This is a genomic window from Vibrio sp. MMH1-50, assembly GCF_022347645.1.
GTDB classification, from domain to species: Bacteria; Pseudomonadota; Gammaproteobacteria; order Enterobacterales; family Vibrionaceae; genus Vibrio; species Vibrio harveyi.
Genome location: NZ_JAKRGG010000007.1, coordinates 41,870 through 63,407, shown reverse-complemented (window position 1 = coordinate 63,407; position 21,538 = coordinate 41,870). Strand labels below are relative to the sequence as shown.

Sequence of the window (21,538 nt, the reverse complement as noted above, 5' to 3'; positions counted from 1 at the left end):
AAGGTGAGTGCTAACTTACTGATTCACATGTCGCTTAAGTGAATCAATAAAAAGCTTGGTCGAAATGGATTGCGGTGTATGTTCCGCAAACATGATAGAGATTGAAAATGACAGCGCAGGAGAAAGTGAGCGCACGCTTACCGATTCATCATCTTGATACTGTTTTGATGTCCATGGGTCGACAATCGCAAAGCCGGCATGGTGTTTGACCAGTTCAGCAGCAGCGGCGTAACTGCGTACTGTGATAGCGTGGTGATAATGTTCGTCGCGTGCCGAGAGTGTTTGATGAAGCAACAAACCGAGTGGGTCTCGACTGTCCAAGCCGATGATTGGCAATTCGTGCTGAATCAAATCATCAAACGATACCGAGTCCTCAGTTGAACTGAGCGCTTCTTTTGGCGCAATCAGAACAAGTTGTTGCTTGAGTAACACCTCACTCAAAATTGCGGGTGGCGCTTCTTCACCGAAGGCAATCGCCACATCCAATTCGTGCTTAAGTAAGCCTGAACACAGCTCATCACGGTTTGCCGTTAATAGTTCAAATGAGATGCCTTGTTGCTTCGACAGTGCAGCAACCGTTGGAGCAAGCAGTTGGGAAGCTAAGACAGGAGGTGCTCCGACTCTCAAGTGCTGAGTGCCTTGTTTCACTTTACTGGTGAGGGAACGAAATTGCCCAAGCTGTTGGTAGACTTTCTCGGCTTCTGGTAATAGGGCTTTGGCTTCTTGGGTCGGTACTAAGCGGCCTTTGACGCGCTCAAACAGGGCAAAGCTAAGTTGTTGTTCCGTGTGGGCAAGTACCCGAGTGACATTGGGTTGCGATACATGCAATAAGCGCGCGGCACCAGAAACGGTTCCGGTTTGCATGATGGCGTAAAAGACTTCCAATTGTCTTAAATTCACTGCGCTGTCCTGTTCATTCGTTTGAGCTTGAAGCTAGCTTATCCAATTCCTACGCTTTTTAACAATAGTTGCTCGAACTTGTCCTATCGATAAAAAGAAAGCCCCAGCATAACGTCCGGGGCTTGGTCCTTATTCGATAAGCCATCGTTAGATGACGGCAGTCTGCATCGCTAGTAGCCTTGCTCTTCTTGAGCTTGTGCTTTCGCCATTTGAATTGGATCGAGTTTGAGCGTTTGAGTTGGGAATGCGATGTCCGCTTCGTGTTCTTTAATGATCGCCATTACTTGCAGTAACACATCTTGCTTCACTTCATGGTAACGCACCCAGTTCACCGTTTTAGTGAAGGTGTAAATGAAGAAGTTTAGTGAGGAAGCTCCAAACGAATCAAAGTTCACAATCAGAGTTTGGCGCGTATCAATATCTTTGTGGTTTTGTAGCATTTCACGTACTGCATCGATGATGACGGGTACTTTTTCTGCATCATCATAACGTAATCCTATCGTTTCAAAGATGCGTCGGTTTAGCATGCGCGATGGGTTTTCTACGACGATATTGCTGAACACTGAGTTTGGTACATAGAGCGGTCTTTTATCGAAAGTACGGATACTGGTCATGCGCCATCCAATACGTTCAACAGTGCCTTCGATTTTACGATCTGGCGAGCGAATCCAATCGCCAACTTTAAATGGGCGATCGAAGTAAATCATTAAGCCGCCAAAGAAGTTGGACAGTAAGTCTTTTGCTGCTAAACCGACAATCAAACCACCGACGCCACCAAAGGTTAGCAAACCAGAAAGGCTAAGCCCGAATGCTTGCATGACGGTAAGCACACCAATCACGATGAAGAACAGGCGCGCGACTTTGGCGATCGCTTGCACCGTGGTTTCATCACGAGTTTTCTGTTCCAGCACATAGTCCTCAACATTAGTGATAAGACGCATCACTATCCAAACTAATATGCTGATCACTAGGATGAGTTTGAGTGTGCTAAGCCAGTTGAACTCGTTGCCTAACTCACTTTGCAAAACAATGCCGATTGATACCGTAGCGGGCCAACACCAAATGAGTGTGCTGACGGGGGTTTTTAACGCTTCTAATAAAAGGTCATCCCAATGGAAGGGGGTTTTCTCTACAAGAATCGCGAGGCGCGAATGCAAGACACGCCAAGCAATCCAAGCAAAGAAGCTGGCTATCGTGATAAATAAAACGCTGCTGCTCCAATCTTGGTGGTTAGCCATGACGTAAGTTTGAAGTTCTGTAAACCACTGTGGCATAAGTAAAGTTTCTTTTTATAGAACAATGGGGGAAAGGTAGCAGAATTTACCAATTCGCCCTAGAAAAATGATGAGGCGGAACGAAAGTGACAAAGTCTCGTTGTGTTGTAACAGGGATGTTTTGCTGTTTACATTGCCATTAATGACTTTTATATTAATTCAAGATGATGATAGGTATGACGAAATGTAAAGTATGAGTAAATCAACCTATGAGATGTGATAGAACTCGTAGATTGAAAGATAAGCACTACCATACGAACCATCAATTGTAGGTTCTTTGACTCATCGCTAACATTTATCACATTTAAATATGAGACTTTAAGGTCACTTTGAAATGCGGAGATGAACCATGGAATTTACAGAGCTAGACCGAAATGCGCTCTACGACATTTGGATGTCGCAAAAAGCAAAAATGCACCTTACCCAAATGGAGATGGCAAAACGTCTAGGTTTAAGTCTACATGAGTTCTCTTCGTTGTTACGCGGTAACGCACCGTTGACTTTGGGCTTTGTTAAGCAGTTATGTGAGCAGTTGCACGTTCGTCCCGGACAAGTTATCCCATCAATGACCGAACGCGATGTATCGGGTTCTGGTTCAGTTTACTTACAAAACAGAGTGACCGTAGACGGCGACATTCGTAACGTTTTTATTGAAGGCAACCAAGTGGTGATTGAATACGAACATCACGTCCGCTAATTCAAATTTCTAAAAAAAGCGAGCTCATTGAGCTCGCTTTTTTGTTAGGGGGAGAGTCGGTAAGGTCTATGGAATCTTCACCAAAGAATCACGCGACAGATCGGCGATAGTTTTTGCGCCAGTGAGTGTCATCGCTACGCGCATCTCTTTGTCATACAAATCAAGCAAGTTTTCAACACCCGCACCGCCTTGTGCCGCTAGGGCGTAAACAAAAGAGCGACCAAGCAACGTACAGTCAGCACCAAGCGCCAACATACGAACGACATCCAGACCAGTGCGGATACCGGAGTCGACGAAAATCTTTAGGTCACCTTTTACTGCATCTGCGATGCTAGGCAGAGCTTTCGCTGTCGAAAGGACACCGTCAAGTTGACGCCCACCGTGGTTGGATACAACGATACCGTCTGCACCGAAGCGAACTGCGTCTTTTGCATCTTCTTCGTCTAGGATGCCTTTGATGACCATTGGTCCGTCCCAAAAGTCACGAATCCACTCTAGATCTTTCCAAGAAATCGAAGGATCAAAGTTTGCACCGAGCCAGCCAATGTAATCTTCCAGCTTCGTTGGTTCGCCACGGTAAGTAGAAATGTTCCCTAAGTCGTGAGGTTTACCTAATACACCGACATCCAGTGCCCAGCTTGGATGGCGCATGGCTTGGAATACTCGGCGCATCGCCGCATTTGGACCACTCATACCAGAGTGCATGTCACGGTAACGAGCACCTGGAACTGGCATATCTACGGTGAAAACCAGTGTCGTTACACCTGCCGCTTTCGCGCGCTCAAGTACGTTCTTCATAAAGCCTCGGTCTTTTAGAACATACAGTTGGAACCACATTGGGCGTTCGATCGCAGGTGCGACTTCTTCAATAGGACAAACGGATACCGTTGACATGGTGAAAGGAATGCCTTTCTTTTCTGCGGCTTTCGCGGCTTGTACTTCGCCACGTCTTGCGTACATACCAGTAAGACCAACAGGAGCAAGTGCGATTGGCATAGCAAGTTTCTCACCGAAGATCTCAGTCTCTAGGCTTAGATCGCTCATGTCACGCAGAACACGTTGTCGCAACGCAACATCACCTAAATCATCGGTGTTGCGTTTCAGCGTGCGCTCGTCGTATGAACCACCATCAATGTAATGGAAAAGAAATGGAGGCAGCTTGGCTTTCGCAGCAGAGCGGTAATCTGTAGAAGCAGAGATAATCATAATAGTGTGTCCTGGCTGTTATTCTAAGATTGCGTCCTGAGTCAATGAGCACCTGCTCTGTCAGTGTTCCACTGACTGCCATCCTTTCGGCAGTCGACGTCAGAATAGAGTATAGATAAGTGATTGAGCTGTGGTGGATTCCATACACTGAACAATCAATTATCTGCACTGAAAAAGACTGGTACACCGGTCGGGGGATTGATGCAGCAAGCCACACCAAAAGTGTCGGGGTAGTAGTGCAGACCGATGTACCAGAGAAAGAGCAGGGCGGGGGAAGCCCTGCATTTATTATTAATTCATTAAAGCGTCGGTGATTTGGAAACCGTAAATTAGAATCAGACCGATGATGCCAGTTACCACGAGGTAGTAGAACGTTGGAATTACCGTCTTACGTAGCGTTGCACCTTCGCGTCCTAACAGGCCAACGGTTGCGGATGCAGCAACCACGTTGTGGATAGCAATCATGTTACCCGCAGCTGCGCCTACCGCTTGTAGAGCCACGACAATGGCACTTGAGATGGTCAGTGTCTGTGCTACTTCGAACTGGAATTGGCTGAACATCATGTTCGACACTGTGTTAGAGCCGGCGATGAATGCACCAAGGGCACCAACGGTAGCACTCAACGCCGGGAATGCTGAGCCAACTAGGTCTGCTGCGAAGTTTGCCGTGGTTACTGGCATACTTGCGAGATCTGCACCGTTGACACCTGAGTTAATGAAGATGCGAACCATAGGAATGGTGAACACAAGAACAAAACCTGCACCAATTAACGTCTTACTCGATTCGCCAAACGCTTTACCCAATGATTTCGCACCACCACCTTGTAGAAGAACCGCAAGCAATGCTACGAAGACTAGGATGCCACCAGGAAGGTATAGAGGTTGAATCGCTGTGCTGATGCCTGTCTCGCCAAGAATATTACCAAACGAAAGGCTTACGCTCTTAAGTAGACCTTTGAACTCAGGGCTCACACGGCTTGCTACGAGGATAATCGCTAGTAGTACGTATGGAGCCCATGCTTTGGTCAGACTCATTGGTTTGCCTGGGTTGTCATCCAGATTGATCTTTAGAGAGCCGAGCCATTCTGCTGGCCATTTATCTTCGCTTTCGAAATCCCATTTTGTTTTTGGAACAAGGAAGCCTTTCTTCGCCGCGGTAACCACAATGGCTAGACCCACTAGACCACCAATTAGTGATGGGAACTCTGCACCCAAGAACACGCCTGTAAGTGCGTAAGGAACGGTGAAAGCAACACCAGCAAATAGTGCAAATGGCAGAATGTCTAGACCTTCGCTCCAGCTCTTGTTTTTACCGAAGAAGCGAGTCAGCATCATTGCCATTAGTACAGGAATTAGCGTGCCAACGGTCGCGTGAATCATTGCCACACTTGCGGTGATTTGTTGCAGGTAGGCATCCCACGTTGAACCGTGTGCGACAAGTGCTTCACCAATGTTGTGTGTATCTAGACCTTTATTCACACCCACGATGATTGGTGTACCAACCGCGCCAAATGATACTGGTGTTGATTGGATCATCATGCCCATCAGGACCGCTGCAAGAGCAGGGAAACCAATCGCAACCAATAGTGGTGCTGCGATAGCTGCAGGTGTACCGAACCCCGATGCACCCTCAATGAATGAACCAAAACACCAAGCGATGATGATGGCTTGCACTCGACGGTCTGCCGAAATATCAGTAAATCCATTGCGGATAGTCGTGATCGCTCCGGTATGTTTTAAAGTGTTGAGCAAGAAGATGGCACCGAACACGATCCATAGAACAGAGACAGTAATTCCTAACCCTTGGAATACAGAGGCCAGTACGCGAGTAGCTGACATATCCCAAAACATTAGGGCGATAGCGACGGTTAGACCGAACGCAACAGGCATAGCTTTTTTAGCAGGCCAGTTGAGACCAACCAATAATATGGCGGCGACAACAATTGGCGAAAACGCCACAAGGGCAAGTAGGGTTTCACTCATTGGTACATCCTCGTACGCTGACTTCTCGAACGGCTTTATGCTGTAGAGATGATTTTTGTTGTAATGGTTTTGTTAATTTGGCGTGAATTTACCCCTTTATTTTTTATAGATATAGGGAAATAATGAAATTAATTTATTCCAAAAGTGACATAATCGATGCGTGCAGACGACCTAATCCTATTCTCTCAGGTAGTAGAAATGGGCAGCTTTAGTAAGGTGGCTGAAGAAAATAACCTTACAAATTCGGTAGTTAGTAAAAGAATTGCTCGATTGGAAGAAGAAATTGGCGCTCAGCTATTATATCGAACAACGCGTAAATTGACCCTGACCGAAGCGGGAAAGGTTTTGTTACATAGTGCTAAAAATGTGAAGCAAGCCACTCAGGAGGCTATGGATGCAGTTTCAGGCTTTGGTGAGAATGTCAGTGGTCATATTAAAATGTCGGTGCCGACTATCTCCGGTGATTTGATTCTAGCGGACGCGGTTGCAGAGTTTTGTAATATGCATCCTGGTTTAACAGTGGATATGTCGCTTGATAACCGCTTTGTCGACTTGGTTGCTGGTGGTTTTGACTTGGTAATTCGTACCGGCTACTTGGAAGATTCCAGTCTGATTGCGAGGCATATTCTGGACTCTCAATGGGTAGTATGTGCTTCTCCTTCTTACATTGCTAAACATGGTAAACCGATCGAACCGATCGATTTAACGACACACAACTGCTTGCAATACGCCTATCAAACCACGGGGGCAACGGATTGGCAGTTCAAAGGCAAAGATGGCGATTACATCGTTAGAGTCTCTGGATGTTTCTCGACAGATAACGCTACCGCATTACGAAAAGCAGCTTTGGGTGGGCACGGCATTGCCTACGTACCGCGTTGCTTGGTTTATCATGACATTCGTAGTGGGGAGTTGGTGGATATCTTCCCAGAATTGGTTGGTAAAAAGCTAGGTATCTACGCGGTTTACCCTTTTACTCGTCAACCGCCTAACAAAGTGAAGCTTTTAATAGAACACATTCGAGAGCGATATCTCACTATCTCACATTACTTTTAGTCGGTTCATAAATATAAGAAATGTTTCAATCTATTGGTTGAAATTCTGTACCTGAACCCTAAGGTAGGTATTGAGAATAAATCTCAATAAAATAATAAAACTAAACACTTAACTTCAAATGGAGTAACACGGACGTTATGCATTACCCAAAAACTCGTAAAGATTCTGTCGTCGACACTTATTTTGGTCACGACATCGCAGACCCATATCGTTGGCTGGAAGACGATTTGAGCCAAGAAACCGCAGAGTGGGTTTCAGGACAAAACTCAATCACCTTCGATTACTTAGGTCAGATTCCTCTCCGCCAGCAAATTCGTGAACTAGTGGCGAACAGTCAGAACTATGAAAAGTATTCTCAACCTTTTGTTCATGGTGACTATACCTACTTCTATAAAAATGACGGTTTGCAGAACCAGAGCGTTTTATACCGCCGTAAAGGGGATGAAGAAGCGGAAATCTTTCTCGATCCAAACACGTTTTCAGAGGAAGGAACGACATCGCTTGGGGAAGTGAAGTTCTCTAATGACGACACTCTTGTCGCCTATTCAATTTCTGAGGGTGGTAGTGATTGGCGTAAGATCTTTGTCATTGACGTCGAAACGAAAGAGCAACTTGAGCCTGAAATCGTAGATGCTAAGTTCACTACGATTTCTTGGCTTGGCAACAAAGGCTTTTATTATGCAAGTTATGACAAACCAAAAGGCAGTGAGCTTTCAGCGCGCACTGAGCAGCACAAGCTTTACTACCATGAGCTAGGCACATCACAATCTGAAGACAAAGTGATCTTTGGTGCATTGGAGTCACAAAAGCACCGTTATGTAGGGGGAGTGACAACCAAAGATGATCGTTTCTTGATTATCACTGGTGCGGAATCGACATCAGGAAACAGACTGTTTTATGTCGATCTTACTTCAGAAGAGCAAGCAGTGAGTACGCTTCAAGATACTGTCGAAGGTGACACTTATCTTATCGATAACCAAGATGACACATTGATCTTTTACACCAATTTGGATGCGCCAAACGGCAAGGTGGTTGGCTACAACACTCAATCTCAACAATGGACAGAGATCATAGCCGAGCAGGAACAACCACTGGATATCAGCAAAGGTGGTGGTTATTTGTTTGCCACTTACATGGTTGATGTTCTCTCCAAGGTTCAGCAGTTTACTTATCAGGGGGAGTTGGTACGCGAAGTCACTCTACCCGATCAAGGCACCGTATATGGCTTACAAGGCAAAGCAGAAGACAAGACGCTTTATTATACTTTTACTAACTACGTGACCCCTCCAACCATCTTCTCTTTTGATGTAGAAAGTGGTGGTTCAGCGCTTTACCAAGAATCAAAAGCGCCGTTTGACCGTCAAGAATACGAATCTCAACAAGTGTTCTATACCTCGAAAGATGGCACGCAAGTACCGATGATCATCTCTTACAAAAAAGGCACCAAACTCGATGGTAGCGCACCAACCATGCTTTATGGCTACGGCGGTTTTAATATCAGTTTGACGCCGATGTTCTCGGGAAATGTTGCGAACTGGTTAGAACTGGGCGGCATCTACGCGGTGGCAAACATGCGTGGTGGCGGTGAGTATGGCAAAGCTTGGCACAATGCAGGTACTCAACAACAAAAGCAAAATGTGTTTGATGACTTTATTGCCGCAGCGGAATATTTGATTGAGAAGAACTACACCAGTTCAGAGCGTCTTGCGATTCGTGGGGGCTCAAATGGCGGCTTGTTAGTTGGTGCGTGTATGACTCAACGTCCAGAGCTGTTTAAAGTCGCGATTCCTGCGGTTGGTGTATTGGATATGCTTCGCTACCACACCTTTACGTCTGGTGAAGGCTGGAAGTACGACTACGGCACGTCAGAGCAAACTGAGGCTATGTTCAAGTATCTACTCGGTTATTCACCCGTACACAACGTGAAAGAGGGCGAGTCGTACCCTGCGACGCTTGTCACGACCGCAGACCACGATGACCGTGTGGTACCTGCACACTCATACAAATTCATCGCAGAGTTGCAAGACAAGCATCAGGGAGACAATCCAGTATTGATTCGTATTGATGTTAACGCAGGACATGGTGCGGGTATGCCTTTGAGTAAACAAATCGATCTGACCACGGATGTTTACGCGTTTGCGTTACATAACATGGGCATTACGGCACTCGATATTTAAAGGCTAACGACCTGACGCCAAGTTGTTTTCCTTGGCGTCAGAGGCTAGCAGCCAGTCAGGTGCGAGATACCATCTGAAACACAATAAAAAATGCCGCGAAATCATTCGCGGCATTTTTCATGGTTGGGGGAACTCAATTTGATAGTTAGGGTGACTAAGCCTAACTTTGAACCAACCAGTCTCGGCGGCCAAACCGAATGGCAGCTATACCATTTTCGTAGTTATGGCGAAAATCTCACCATACTTTAATCCTAGTGTATGAATATGAAACTGTGATTAATCTAAGCAGCATCATGTTGATTTTCATTGTTTTCAAGATCAAATGAGGCATCAATCAGCTTTCTAGTGTAATCACTTTTCGGGTTATGGAAGATCTCTTCCGCAGTCCCTTGCTCCATTACCTCACCCTTTTGCATGACCAATACACGGTCAGAGAGTGCTTTAACGACAGAAAGGTCATGGCTGATAAAGAGGTAACCAATATTGTGCTTTTTCTGCAGATCTTTTAGCAAATCAATGACGGTTAACTGAACAGAGCGGTCGAGAGCTGAGGTTGGCTCGTCAAGCAAAATGAAAGAAGGCTCAAGAATCAATGCGCGCGCAATCGCAATACGTTGACGCTGACCGCCAGAAAACTCGTGTGGGTAACGGTTAATAGATGCTGGATCTAGACGCACTTCACGCAGCACATCACGCGCCTTTTGCATTCGTTCCGCTTTGTTCATTTGAGGTTGATGAACGGTTAGTCCTTCAGTAATGATTTCGCCAACGGTCATACGAGGCGAAAGCGAACCGTATGGGTCTTGGAAAACCATTTGCACGTCTTTCTTAAGCGCAAAGCGTTCTTTGTCCGTCAGAAGCGCTAGGTCTTGCCCTTTGAACTGAATTTTACCCGTTGACGGCAGTAAGCCAATCAATGCACGACCAAGGGTTGATTTGCCGGAGCCAGACTCGCCAACGATACCTAGGGTCTCTCCTTGTTTTAACGCTAAGGAGATGCCTTTCACGGCTTCAAAGTATTCATTTTTACTCGCAATGAAGTGAGGTTTAACAAGAAACTTAACGCGGATGTCATCGGCTTTTAGCAGTTCAGTCGCATCTTCTTCAATTGGGTCTTTGCTGCCTTTTGGAATCGAATTAATCAACATCTTAGTGTAATCATGTTGCGGGTCTGAGAAGAGCGCTTCAGTGATGCCCTCTTCGACGACTTCACCTTTACACATGACTAATACTCGGTCTGCAAAGTGCTTCACAACGCCTAAGTCATGAGTGATAAATAGGATCGCCATGCCCATTTTAGCTTGAATCTCTTTAATCAGATAAAGCACTTCTGCTTGGACGGTGACATCGAGCGCAGTGGTTGGCTCATCAGCAATCAGGATATCTGGTTCGTTGATCAATGCCATGGCAATCATGATGCGCTGCAACTGACCACCTGAAAATTCGTGCGGGTACTTATCATAAGCTTGTTGAGGATTTGGTAGATGCACCAAATCGAACAGTTCAAGTACTTTAGCTTTGGCTTGTTTTTTACTTACAGGACGATGACACATAATGGCTTCTGCCACTTGAATACCAACGCGCATGTAAGGATTGAGTGAGGTCATCGGCTCTTGGAAGATCATGCCAATACGATCGCCGCGGATACTCTGCATCTGACGTTCGGTTTTATCCAGTATGGACTCGCCTTCGAAGAAGATAGAAGAATCTGAGTGCAAAATGGCATTGTCTGGCAGCAGTTTCATCAACGCATTGGTTGATACTGATTTTCCTGAGCCGGATTCGCCTACGATAGACAGTGTTTCACCAGCTTTGAGATCAAAGCTCACCTTCTTTACTGCATCGACGATACCATCGTTTGTCGTAAAACTGACAGATAGGTTACTCACCGAAAGAATGGTTTGTGTGGACATCACGTTTCCTTGTGTATCGAGTTGTTATTACTTTTATGCTCTCGCCTTGCCGTGGCAAATTCCTATGCCTTATCGCTCAAATGATCAATCATCTTGAACGATCAATTATATAGCTGAGTCGCTCCGGTTTCTGCAGAACTCATGGTTTGTAAATACAAGAACTGCTCATGAGCACGAGTGACATGATCGAGTTCTATCATCCACTCTGCATTTCTCTGAGCAGAGCAAAACGCTGCCATATGAGCCAACAAATCTTCACTGTGTTTGCTGAGCATCTGGCTCACTCGACCAATTAAATCGTGGGTTTCTAGCTGTAAAAACTGGAGTAGCGCATAAGATTGATTAAGAGCCGAGAACGCCTCTTGCTGCATTCCGAGTTTGTTTAGGATTTCAGATTGCGCCACGCTGGCATCGCGTAAACCACTCACTAAACATACGAACTGGCATGGCTTAGTTTGTTCATTTTCAAGAGCGGAGTGAATGTGATTTGGCAAATGGTTGAGCACATCTTCGTACAGACGATGGGCTTCAGGCCAGTGACCTTGCTCCATCAATTGCTCTGCTTTCAAGTAGCGCATCCAGCATTGCTCAATATTCATCTTCGTCTCCACAAAATTCGATTTGGATAGATATTAAATGAAATTAATTATCAATTGCAAGTGCGACTTATTAGCATTTTAAACTTAGAACAGCTGCTCGTAAAATGTGCAAACGAACCGGGGTGGAAGATAAATCACTTAAATTTAAACAAATAATCTCTACACTGAGGTAAAGACAATAAGAAAAGGAGGCAAGTATGGCAGTACAAAGATTGGAAGCTAAACAGCTGTATTCTGTAGCTGAGTTAGAGAATTTGCCATGTAAGTCGACCAAGGAATTACCTCCGATTGACGAAATTGTTGGACAAGAGCGCGCACAAAAAGCGGTTGAGTTTGCTATGTCAATCAAGGAGAAAGGGTACAACATCTACGCCATAGGTCAGAATGGTCTAGGTAAGCGCACGATGATCCTGCGCTATTTAAACCGTCATCAACATGATGCTGCGGCACTGTTTGATTGGTGTTACGTTGCGAACTTTGAAGATACGCGTATACCGAAAGTGCTTAAGCTGCCTTGTGGCATTGGTAATAAGCTGAAAGTGGATATCGAAAAGCTGATGGGCAAATTGCTTAACGCATTGCCACTCGCCTTCGATAACGAGATGTACTATAGCCGTGCCGATCGCCTAAAAAACCAATTGGCGAATAAGCAGCAATCAGAGTTAGACAGTATCAGTAAAGAAGCCAAAGAGAAGGGCATTAGTCTAACGATTACGGCGCAAGGCGATTACCAATTTGTGGCGATGAACGGTGAAGAACTGCACACCGAAGAATCTTTCGATGAGCTAAGTAAGAAAGAACAAGAGTATTTCGGCAGCAGCATTGATGAATTGGAAATCAGCCTGCGCAACATGGTTCGCGAGTTGACCGAGTGGGAAGACACGTTCAGTGAGAAGATCAAAAAGCTCAACGATGACGTGACTCTGGATGTGATCACCCATTTCATTAAGCAATTGAAATTGGATTATGCAGAGTACCCAGAAATCAAAACGTACCTGACCGATCTGCAAAAAGACATTGTTGAAAATGCAGAGATCTTCTTGGAGCAGAGCGGAGAGCAAGGTGAGATTGCAACAGCATCTTTAGATAAGAAGCTTCCACGCCGCTACAAAGTAAACGTGTTGGTGAGTCGTAAAGATTGTGATTTCCCTATTGTGGTGGAAGAAAACCCAAACTATCACTCACTGTTTGGCTCAATTGAAACGGCGACGTTCAAAGGTACCGTGTTCACGGACTTTTCTTTGATTCGAGCTGGTAGCTTACACAAAGCGAACGGTGGTGTGCTGCTGATGGATGCACAAAAGGTGCTTGAGCAACCTTATGTGTGGGATGGGTTGAAGCGCGCATTGCGTTCTCGCCAATTGAGCTTCACTTCGCTAGAGAAAGAGGTGACGTTGACTGGGGCGGTTTCGCTCGATCCTGAGCCGATTCCATTGGATATCAAGATCATCTTGTTTGGTGATTACCGCACTTACCAATTGCTACAGCACTACGATCCAGAATTTGGTGAACTATTCCGTGTTACGGCTGATTTCGAAGATGAGATGAAGCGTACACCGGACTCGGAACTACAATATGCACGCTTTATTTCAAGCGTGGTGAACGACAATAATATGCTGCATTGCGATAAGAAAGCCATCGCACGCATCATTGAATACAGCTCTCGTTTGTCTGGTGACCAGACGAAGATTTCACTGCACTCTGCCAACATTGCAAACCTATTACGTGAGTCTAACTACGTGGCTCGCCAAGCGAACTCCAATATGATTCGTATCGGGCACGTAGAAGAGGCGCTGAGTAATCAGGAAATGCGAGTGAGTCGTTTGCAAGACAGCGTGATGGAAACCTTTGTCAACGGCACGACTTTGATCCATACCGAAGGTTCTGCGGTAGGGCAGGTAAATGCATTGTCAGTGCTGAGCACCAGCGATCACATGTTCGGTGCACCTAACCGAATTACAGCGACTACTTGTTATGGCGATGGCGACGTGATTGATATCGAGCGAAGCGTTGATCTTGGCGGCAGCATTCACTCGAAAGGTGTGATGATTCTGTCGGCTTATCTATCGTCTGTATTTGGTAAGACGGCACGTGTTCCACTGACAACCACGATTACTTTCGAGCAATCATATGGTGGTGTTGACGGTGACAGTGCGAGTATGGCGGAGTTCTGTGCGGTAGTATCGGCATTCTCGAAGCAGCCAAACCGTCAGGACATTGCTATCACAGGTTCGATGAACCAATTTGGTGAAGCACAGCCTATCGGTGGGGTAAATGAGAAGATCGAAGGTTTCTACGATGTGTGCGAAATTAAAGGTCGTCACGATGGACAAGGGGTGATTATTCCGCGCTCAAACGTACATAACCTGATGCTTCGTTCTGACATTGTTAAAGCGGTAGAGAAAGGGGACTTCCATATCTGGGCAATCGACCATGTTACTGAGGCTGTTGAGCTGTTCACTGGCAAAGCGGCGGGCGAAGCAACAGATGAAGGCACATACCCAATCGATACTATTTTTGGTTTGGCACAAGCTAAGCTCAATGCGTTGAGAAAATAGGCGCTTATTAACATAAAAATTGATAGAAAAGCGTACAAATTTTCATAACTTGTCATAACGACAATATCCCGTCGCACTTGACGGGATATTGTCGATAAAGTTATGAAATTGATGGCTTTTCGTTCTGGACAAAAGTGTGATCTACCTCTAGTATTTGCCTCCTTGTTTATTCGTCTGGGAATAATCCCATCGCAAGGAAGCCAACACTCAAATACCTGAGGTTACTCATGCAGCTATCACTGAAAAACTTGTCGGTACGTACGCAAGTTTTGGTTCCAGTTTTATTCACCGCGATCACTCTGTTTATTACATTGTGGATCACTCAAAACAACCTAGAAGCAGAGCAAGAATTGGTTGCTTCTAACTCCGATTCTCTTGTGTTCTATAAAGACACATTAGCGAAAATCGATGACCAAGTTTACCCATTGCGCATAAGCGCGGTTTACGCGATCTATGATGCTTCTCGTCGTGATGCATTCCTTGCTGATCTAAAGTCAGGCGCGAAAGCGATTGATATCGATCTTGATCTTGTTGATGAGCGCGGCACGTTCAGTAAAGAAGCGCAAAAAGTACGTCAAAGCATCGATGCATACATTGATTACTCAACACGTGCTGTAGAGTTCTTCAACCGTCATGATCGTGGTCTGGTTTCTGATAGCGAATACACAAACTTCATCTCAGGTTACCGCCGTGTTGGTAACGAAATGGTGGCAACCATCAACGCACTATCACAACGTGTGAATGAGATTGCGACTGAGGCAACTGCAGCAAGCGCTCGTGAGCATACTCGCGTACAAAACAATGCAATGATCTCTGTGATTGCGGTATTTGCGTTCTCTTTGCTGGGTGCTTGGTTCCTATCTGGCATGATTGTTACGCCAATCCAAAAACTGCAAGAAGTGATGCGTAAGCTAGCAGGTGGTGACCTGTCAGTGCGTGCAGACATTGATGGCGACAACGAAATTTCTCAGCTAAGCAAAGACGTAAACCAAACAGCGAAACAGCTTCACGATACGGTTGATCAATTGATGCGCATCAGTGAAGAAGTGGCGTCTGCTTCAACAGAACTTGCAGCGGTAATGACGCAAGCTGAAGCGAATGCACAACAAGAATTGGCTGAAATCGAGCAAGTTGCATCAGCGGTTAACGAGCTAGCAAGCACAGCAAACAATGTGAGTGATAACGCGACATCTGCAGATGCGACTGCGCGTGAAGCTGATGGTCTAGCACAGTCTGGCTTGTCGATCTTCCAAGAGAGCGCTCAAGCAAGCGAGCAGATGTCTCAAGCACTGAACGATGCAGCGCAAGTGGTATTGCGCCTAAAAGAGCAGTCTGTTCAAATCAACGATGTGATTGAAGTGATTCGTGGCGTATCTGAGCAAACTAACCTTCTCGCACTGAACGCAGCGATCGAAGCTGCACGTGCTGGTGAATCTGGTCGTGGTTTTGCTGTCGTAGCAGACGAAGTTCGTATGCTGGCAGCGCGCACTCAAGACTCAACGCAAGAAATCTCATCAATTATTGAAGAGCTTCAAGCGCAGTCTGGTCTTGCAAACGACAGCATGCAGGTGAGCCTAGAAATGCTTAACCGTAATAACGAGCTGACACAACAAGCGAACGATGCGTTGATTGGCATTACAGAGTCTGTTGCAAACATTAACGATTCAAACACGCAAGTGGCGACTGCCGCAGAAGAGCAATCTCAAGTAACTCAAGACATCAACCGTAACGTGGTTAACATGTCTGAACTGGTAAACCAAAACGTAGCAGGCATCAGCCAAAGCGCGAGCGCAAGTACAGAGCTTTCTCACCTTGCTGAGAAACAGAAAGAGCAATTGAGCTTCTTTAAACTATAAGCAATCCGCGCCAATTGATATTACGAGAATCCCTAAGCGAAGGCTTGGGGATTTTTTTATCCATAATTCCAGCATTTTATTGAGCTTGCTTATCAATACGATAAACATAATTTGTTGGCTGAAAGTTACTGATATCTATAACATTCCCGCCCATTTTACAAAACTTGACGTGCCCCCCACGTCTTTTATTTTTTTATTGGTTCGGAAATGCAGAAATTATTAAAAAACCTGTCAGTCAGAATGCAGGTACTTTTGCCAGTTTTGGCAACGGCGTTAGCAGTGGTTATTGCTCTGTGGTTCACACGTAATGAGCTACAAGTAGAGTTAAAACGCAGTACGGAGAATAGCGAGTCTGTCATTCTGTACAAAGACCTATTGTCAGAAATCGACAACTTGGTTTATCCCCTTCGAATTAACGGCATTTACGCCATGTACATCCCTGAGCGTCGCACAAATTACATCAATGAGCTCAACAACATCGCAAAAGAGATAGACAATAAGGTAAGTCAAATTGGTGCGAACCCTGCTTACCATTCGCAAACTAACGATGTGCGTGAGAAAGTAAGCGCATATATCGAGCAAGCTCATCGAGTGATTGATGCTGTGACAAAATACGATCAAGGTTTACTCAGCGCAGATCAGCGTGAGGAGATGATCACTCAATACCGCCGTGCAGGTAACGACATGGTGACAGTAATGAATGCGTTGTCTAAGCGTGTTAATGAAGTTGCTGCAGAAAGCATGGCAGAAAGTGAACGTCAAAACCTACGTGTACAAGACAATGCGACGTTCACGGTTCTGTCAGTGTTTGCCCTAACGCTTATCGGTGCATGGTTACTGTCTGGCAAGATAGTGACACCAATCATCAATCTACAAGGTGTGATGCGTCAGCTTGCCCAGGGTAATCTGAACGTGCGTGCGGAAGCGGATGGTGAAAACGAAATGGCGAAACTAAGCCAAGATGTAAACCTAACCGCAGAACAATTGCGTAGCACCGTAGATCAATTGATGCGTATCAGTGAAGAGGTTGCTTCGGCGTCAACCGAACTGGCTGCTGTGATGACTCAAGCAGAAGCTAACGCGCAACAAGAGTTGATCGAGATTGAACAAGTCGCGTCGGCAGTCAATGAATTGGCAAGTACCGCAGACAATGTAAGCAGTAATGCAACAGCAGCAGACTCCACGGCACGTGAAGCTGATGGCTTGGCGAAGTCGGGCTTGTCCATTTTCAAAGAGAGTGCACACGCTAGTGAACAGATGTCAGAAGCACTGAATGACGCAGCTCAGGTGGTTCAGCGTCTTCAAACTCAGTCTGAGCAAATCAGCAACGTGGTTGAGGTGATTCGCGGTGTATCAGAACAAACGAATTTGTTAGCGCTGAATGCTGCGATTGAAGCCGCTCGTGCAGGTGAATCCGGACGTGGTTTTGCGGTCGTAGCGGATGAGGTTCGTATGCTGGCTGCTCGCACTCAGAAATCAACACAAGAGATCCAATCCATCATTGAAGAACTGCAAGCGCAATCGGGTTTGGCGAATGACAGCATGCAAGTGAGCTTAGATATGTTGTCTCGCAACAACGAGTTGGCTCATCAAGCGAACCAAGCGTTGGTGGGAATTACAGAGTCTGTTGCAGACATCAACGACTCAAATACACAAGTTGCAACGGCGGCAGAACAACAATCTCAGGTGACTCAAGACATCAACCGTAATGTGGTCAATATGTCTGAACTGGTCAACCAGAACGTTGCTGGTATTAGCCAAAGTGCAAGTGCAAGCAGCGAGCTGTCTAAATTGGCGGAAAAGCAAAAAGAGCAATTAAGCTTCTTCAAATTGTAATTTGAGCAGAAAAGCAAAAGGCACCGACTATCGGTGCCTTTTTGTTTTGGGTGCTGAGGAGGGTTATCCCTTCAGCTTCAGTTTCGTGCCATCAAATTTAAGATGGCTCAATAGGTTCTTTGCATTTGCTTTGCCGAAGTCATCAAACTCCATGCCATATCGCGCATAATGTGTGGATTTCTGTAAGTTGCAGATTCGCCCTTTGAGTGGTGCGAGCATACGCCCATTCCCGGGCATCGCGATATCCAACGTGACAAGATCACCAACTTGAAGTGTTCGGCTCATCGGTGAAGTCACAAAGCGACAACCGCTTTTTGATAGATCTCGAATTTCGCACTCTGCACGGAATTGTTCAAACTGGAGTCGAGAGCGTAAGTTCACTTCATATCGCACTTCTTTTCTCAATTGGTAGACCTGCATGGTATTTGGCAAGCCTAAAACTAAGAGTGGATATGGGTCTCCAAGGCGATGTTGAAGTTGTGCTCGAAAAGGAATAACAGCGCCTTCACCACGGTGTGAATAAGCTTTCACGTTAATCCAAAATCCCTCTTGAAAATAAAACTTTAAATCGTCATCGGAGATATTTGGGATCTCAATTAGCGCGGTATTGTTGGAATGACAGCCCATAAAGGTGCTGGTGGTGATGAACTTAGTCCCCACGGGCGTCGTAACATTCAATGTCACTTCACTACCGTGCTCCACCATTGCCATTGCATCAGTGCTGTTTAATGTTGTTGCCTGACGTTCAGGTGCATTTTTGCTTGGCTGAGACGAACGATTGTCCCTTGCACTCGTCATCATATTTCTCATTATTATTGTCGTACCTAATGTGAGAAGACGTTTCGCGCTATGTTATGGTAATACTAAATTACTAGACTATTGCGTGGATATCATTCTATGCAGTCGCATAGCGAGTTTCAATAAAGCACAAGTGAAAAGTGGGGCACGGATAATGCAGAAAGTGACACAAGACACAACAAGCCAAATTTTTTGGGTCGATTTGGAGGAAAACCACAAAGCGAAAGTGGTTTATAAGCTCGATGGGCAAGAGATGCATATCATTTCAACGCTTATTCCTGAAGAAGTAAGAGGGAAGGGGTATGGCAAAGTGATGATGGAAGCTGTTTTACCAGAGATCGAAGCGCAAGGTTATCGCATTGTACCCGTTTGCCCATACGTGATTAAATACATGGCAACGCACCCTGAATGGGCACATTTACTCGCATAATGGAGCCAATGAATAATCCGCTTTATCAGAACATAGGTGACGAGCTAGCGCTTGGCACTTTAGAGCACATCGATGTGATTCAATCTTTATGGGGCGGTTATGGGGAGTTAGTTCGACTGACTTTTCCAGACCGTTCCGTTATCGTAAAACACGTCAAATTACCAAGACCGTCACAACATCCGAGAGGGTGGAATACAGACCGCTCGCATCAACGTAAACTGCATTCTTATCAAGTTGAAGTGAGTTGGTATCAGCACTTCAGCCAACCTGTTGATGAACGTTGTCGAATTCCACAAGGATTGAAGTGCTTTCAGAATGAAACAGAGTGGTTGATTGTGATGGAAGATCTGGCTCTGGCGGGTTATCCAAACGTCGTCAAAGACGCGACCAAAGGTCAGTTAAAAGCTTGCTTGACGTGGTTAGCCAACTTTCATGCGCGCCATATTGGGGGTCGCCATGATGAACTTTGGCAAACCGGAACCTACTGGCATTTGCAAACGCGACCGGATGAATTGGTTGCGTTACAAGATAATAGGCTCAAGCAACGCGCGGAGAGCATTGACCAAACGTTGCGTCAGGCTCGGTTTCAAACCTTAGTGCATGGTGATGCCAAGCTGGCAAACTTTTGCTTTAACGAACAAGGCTCAGCGGCGGCAGCGGTAGACTTCCAGTACGTGGGGCATGGCTGTGCGATGAAAGATGTTGCGTTGTTTATGAGCAGTGCAATCGAGCCGAGTCAGTGTACTGAGATGGAGTCTTGGGTGTTAGATAACTATTTTTCTGCGTTAACGAATGCGCTGAATCACTACCAGCCCGACCTTGATAACAACGTCGTCGAGCAAGAATGGCGACCATTGTTCGCACTTGCTTGGGCTGATTTTCAACGATTTGTGAAAGGATGGAGTCCAGAGCACTGGAAAATTAATCCCTATACGGAATCACTCACCAAACGCGCACTCGATGAGCTCGATTTAGGTTCTCACCAGTAAATAAAAACTCCCAGGAAATTGCCGCGTTATACCCAAGCAACTTTAGGTTACTTGGGTATTGGTGCTTTGGGAGGTTTATCGTTAGTGTTGGTTAGTTTTTCGGTTTTTTGATGCGAGCCATACTGTAAGTATTTATAAACTCACCATCACGAAAAGATGCATCGACAAACTCGCCTTCTATCTCGAAGCCATGTTTTTTGTACAAGCCAATGGCTGCCTCATTGTCTGAGTTTACTTCAATATGTATGCGTCTTACATTCAACCAATTATCCGCCAACTCGGTGACCGTGCTGATCAATGCGCTGCCAACCCCTAAACCGTGGTACTTATCATGAACACCAATACCAAATGATGCGGTATGTGATGTTCTTGGACGCTGTGAGTGATGAAAGCCTATATTTCCGACTACTTTGCCATCGATCTCTGCGACATAGCTATACACACCTGCTGGTATCTTCGATAACCGTTCGACCCACATAGCGACAGATGGCTTAGGGAGTTGCAGGGTTTCACGTTGTGCTTTTGTTTGTGAATAAATTTCGACTAGCGCAGCAGCGTCTTCAACAGTGGTTGGACGAACGATAATTTCCATGCTTCTCTCCTTTGTAGTTTTTTGGAATTAACTTCAATCTAACGAGAGAATTCTGTTTTGAATAGCATTTTTTGAACTTTATAGACTAAATCGCTTTTAATTTAGTGGGTTATCGAGTGCTCATTTCAACTTTTTATAGTGAGTTATCATCGAAAACACCAATGAGAGTGATTTTGTGTTGAATTTTTATACTAAAGAACTTCACCTTTATGGGGAATAATGGTGAAGTTGCATACCCAAGTAACCTTGAGATGCTTGGTTCCGCGAGAATGACTTGGTTTGTAGATGCGGCGGCGATTTAAAGGTCTAGTGGGTCTAAATCAAGAATCAACAACAAAGTATATAAGCCAAGGTCCTTACTATTTGCAAAGAGTGCCCTTAGGGAGGGGTCATTGACTCGATCTCTGCTTCAAACAACTTGGAAAGAGCTCGCCGTTCCAAGTTGTTTTCCTTGACCTCGAATCAATGACAACGCTCTGAGTCCAGCATCTTGAAGTTGCTTGGGTATATTGATCGAAATAAAGCCATTTCACCAAAATGTGAACTGGGTATCTGCAACGAGTTGATTTTAATCAAGACAGGTTGGAGTTACCTCTTATGGGGTATGGGGAGACCGCCTTTTTAACGCTATTTATGCTTAACTTATTTAAGAGCAATTAGAGCGTAGTTGAGGA

The 21,538-nt window shown here is 45.4% G+C and carries 16 protein-coding genes; 8 read left to right on the top strand and 8 right to left on the bottom strand.

The features are described 5' to 3' along the window. Positions 1 to 15 precede the first annotated feature (15 nt). Both MHO32_RS07560 and MHO32_RS07555 read right to left on the bottom strand, forming a co-directional pair. Positions 16 to 900 carry a LysR family transcriptional regulator gene (locus tag MHO32_RS07560; protein ID WP_047514134.1) on the bottom strand — a complete coding sequence of 295 codons (885 nt, stop codon included), beginning with the start codon at positions 898 to 900 and terminating at the stop codon, positions 16 to 18. A gap of 170 nt (positions 901 to 1,070) precedes the next feature. Further along, positions 1,071 to 2,174: a mechanosensitive ion channel family protein gene (locus tag MHO32_RS07555; protein WP_029788240.1), complete on the bottom strand. Its 1,104-nt coding sequence runs from the start codon at positions 2,172 to 2,174 to the stop codon at positions 1,071 to 1,073. 349 nt (positions 2,175 to 2,523) lie between these two features. Here MHO32_RS07555 and MHO32_RS07550 point away from each other — a divergent pair, with 349 nt between their 5' ends. Further along, positions 2,524 to 2,871, top strand: coding sequence for a helix-turn-helix domain-containing protein (locus MHO32_RS07550; RefSeq protein ID WP_005452917.1), 348 nt, complete (start codon positions 2,524 to 2,526; stop codon positions 2,869 to 2,871). A gap of 66 nt (positions 2,872 to 2,937) precedes the next feature. Here the strand turns inward: MHO32_RS07550 and lldD are convergent, their stop codons facing one another. Beyond that, positions 2,938 to 4,077 (bottom strand): FMN-dependent L-lactate dehydrogenase LldD, encoded by a 1,140-nt coding sequence (lldD, locus tag MHO32_RS07545; RefSeq protein WP_239211044.1) that lies wholly within the window; start codon positions 4,075 to 4,077, stop codon positions 2,938 to 2,940. Positions 4,078 to 4,368: 291 nt separating this feature from the next. Then, a complete protein-coding gene (locus MHO32_RS07540; protein ID WP_005452915.1) occupies positions 4,369 to 6,060 on the bottom strand; it encodes an L-lactate permease in 1,692 nt (563 codons plus the stop codon). A 156-nt stretch (positions 6,061 to 6,216) separates the two neighbouring features. Between MHO32_RS07540 and MHO32_RS07535 the strand changes: the two genes are divergently transcribed. Together MHO32_RS07535 and MHO32_RS07530 are read left to right on the top strand one after the other, a co-directional pair. Then, positions 6,217 to 7,116 (top strand): LysR family transcriptional regulator, encoded by a 900-nt coding sequence (locus tag MHO32_RS07535; protein WP_005452914.1) that lies wholly within the window; start codon positions 6,217 to 6,219, stop codon positions 7,114 to 7,116. Positions 7,117 to 7,253: 137 nt separating this feature from the next. Next, positions 7,254 to 9,293: a prolyl oligopeptidase family serine peptidase gene (locus MHO32_RS07530; RefSeq protein WP_239211040.1), complete on the top strand. Its 2,040-nt coding sequence runs from the start codon at positions 7,254 to 7,256 to the stop codon at positions 9,291 to 9,293. Positions 9,294 to 9,574: 281 nt separating this feature from the next. On the opposite strand, the gene MHO32_RS07525 is transcribed toward MHO32_RS07530, so the two are convergent. Both MHO32_RS07525 and MHO32_RS07520 read right to left on the bottom strand, forming a co-directional pair. Further along, on the bottom strand, positions 9,575 to 11,206 hold the full coding sequence (locus MHO32_RS07525) for an ABC transporter ATP-binding protein (RefSeq protein WP_005452912.1): 1,632 nt from the start codon (positions 11,204 to 11,206) through the stop codon (positions 9,575 to 9,577). 101 nt (positions 11,207 to 11,307) lie between these two features. Beyond that, on the bottom strand, positions 11,308 to 11,805 hold the full coding sequence (locus MHO32_RS07520) for a hypothetical protein (RefSeq protein ID WP_017189599.1): 498 nt from the start codon (positions 11,803 to 11,805) through the stop codon (positions 11,308 to 11,310). 197 nt (positions 11,806 to 12,002) lie between these two features. Between MHO32_RS07520 and MHO32_RS07515 the strand changes: the two genes are divergently transcribed. The 3 genes from MHO32_RS07515 (at position 12,003) to MHO32_RS07505 (ending at position 18,055) form a co-directional block, all read left to right on the top strand. Further along, on the top strand, positions 12,003 to 14,363 hold the full coding sequence (locus tag MHO32_RS07515; protein WP_239211038.1) for a Lon protease family protein: 2,361 nt from the start codon (positions 12,003 to 12,005) through the stop codon (positions 14,361 to 14,363). 227 nt (positions 14,364 to 14,590) lie between these two features. After that, positions 14,591 to 16,219: a methyl-accepting chemotaxis protein gene (locus tag MHO32_RS07510; protein WP_005452908.1), complete on the top strand. Its 1,629-nt coding sequence runs from the start codon at positions 14,591 to 14,593 to the stop codon at positions 16,217 to 16,219. Positions 16,220 to 16,426: 207 nt separating this feature from the next. Further along, positions 16,427 to 18,055, top strand: a complete 1,629-nt coding sequence (locus MHO32_RS07505) for a methyl-accepting chemotaxis protein (protein WP_005452906.1) — start codon at positions 16,427 to 16,429, stop codon at positions 18,053 to 18,055. A gap of 63 nt (positions 18,056 to 18,118) precedes the next feature. Here the strand turns inward: MHO32_RS07505 and MHO32_RS07500 are convergent, their stop codons facing one another. Next, positions 18,119 to 18,865 (bottom strand): flagellar brake protein, encoded by a 747-nt coding sequence (locus MHO32_RS07500; RefSeq protein WP_017189597.1) that lies wholly within the window; start codon positions 18,863 to 18,865, stop codon positions 18,119 to 18,121. Positions 18,866 to 19,007: 142 nt separating this feature from the next. Between MHO32_RS07500 and MHO32_RS07495 the strand changes: the two genes are divergently transcribed. Next, positions 19,008 to 19,283, top strand: coding sequence for a GNAT family N-acetyltransferase (locus tag MHO32_RS07495; protein WP_009701951.1), 276 nt, complete (start codon positions 19,008 to 19,010; stop codon positions 19,281 to 19,283). Continuing rightward, entirely contained in the window at positions 19,283 to 20,272 is a 990-nt protein-coding gene (locus tag MHO32_RS07490; RefSeq protein WP_017818498.1) for a phosphotransferase, read from the top strand. The genes MHO32_RS07495 and MHO32_RS07490 overlap by 1 nt, the downstream gene beginning before the upstream one ends. Positions 20,273 to 20,363: 91 nt before the next feature. Here MHO32_RS07490 and MHO32_RS07485 read toward each other — a convergent pair whose 3' ends face one another. Continuing rightward, positions 20,364 to 20,864: a GNAT family N-acetyltransferase gene (locus MHO32_RS07485; RefSeq protein WP_199479066.1), complete on the bottom strand. Its 501-nt coding sequence runs from the start codon at positions 20,862 to 20,864 to the stop codon at positions 20,364 to 20,366. Positions 20,865 to 21,538: the final 674 nt, after the last annotated feature.

Bases quoted from the DNA above. Each gene is read 5' to 3' on its own strand.
- MHO32_RS07555 (WP_029788240.1), bottom strand. From the start codon at position 2,174: ATGCCACAGTGGTTTACAGAACTTCAAACTTACGTCATGGCTAACCAC.
- MHO32_RS07550 (WP_005452917.1), top strand. From the start codon at position 2,524: ATGGAATTTACAGAGCTAGACCGAAATGCGCTCTACGACATTTGGATG.
- lldD (WP_239211044.1), bottom strand. From the start codon at position 4,077: ATGATTATCTCTGCTTCTACAGATTACCGCTCTGCTGCGAAAGCCAAG.
- MHO32_RS07540 (WP_005452915.1), bottom strand. From the start codon at position 6,060: ATGAGTGAAACCCTACTTGCCCTTGTGGCGTTTTCGCCAATTGTTGTC.
- MHO32_RS07535 (WP_005452914.1), top strand. From the start codon at position 6,217: ATGCGTGCAGACGACCTAATCCTATTCTCTCAGGTAGTAGAAATGGGC.
- MHO32_RS07530 (WP_239211040.1), top strand. From the start codon at position 7,254: ATGCATTACCCAAAAACTCGTAAAGATTCTGTCGTCGACACTTATTTT.
- MHO32_RS07525 (WP_005452912.1), bottom strand. From the start codon at position 11,206: ATGTCCACACAAACCATTCTTTCGGTGAGTAACCTATCTGTCAGTTTT.
- MHO32_RS07520 (WP_017189599.1), bottom strand. From the start codon at position 11,805: ATGAATATTGAGCAATGCTGGATGCGCTACTTGAAAGCAGAGCAATTG.
- MHO32_RS07515 (WP_239211038.1), top strand. From the start codon at position 12,003: ATGGCAGTACAAAGATTGGAAGCTAAACAGCTGTATTCTGTAGCTGAG.
- MHO32_RS07510 (WP_005452908.1), top strand. From the start codon at position 14,591: ATGCAGCTATCACTGAAAAACTTGTCGGTACGTACGCAAGTTTTGGTT.
- MHO32_RS07505 (WP_005452906.1), top strand. From the start codon at position 16,427: ATGCAGAAATTATTAAAAAACCTGTCAGTCAGAATGCAGGTACTTTTG.
- MHO32_RS07500 (WP_017189597.1), bottom strand. From the start codon at position 18,865: ATGAGAAATATGATGACGAGTGCAAGGGACAATCGTTCGTCTCAGCCA.
- MHO32_RS07495 (WP_009701951.1), top strand. From the start codon at position 19,008: ATGCAGAAAGTGACACAAGACACAACAAGCCAAATTTTTTGGGTCGAT.
- MHO32_RS07490 (WP_017818498.1), top strand. From the start codon at position 19,283: ATGGAGCCAATGAATAATCCGCTTTATCAGAACATAGGTGACGAGCTA.
- MHO32_RS07485 (WP_199479066.1), bottom strand. From the start codon at position 20,864: ATGGAAATTATCGTTCGTCCAACCACTGTTGAAGACGCTGCTGCGCTA.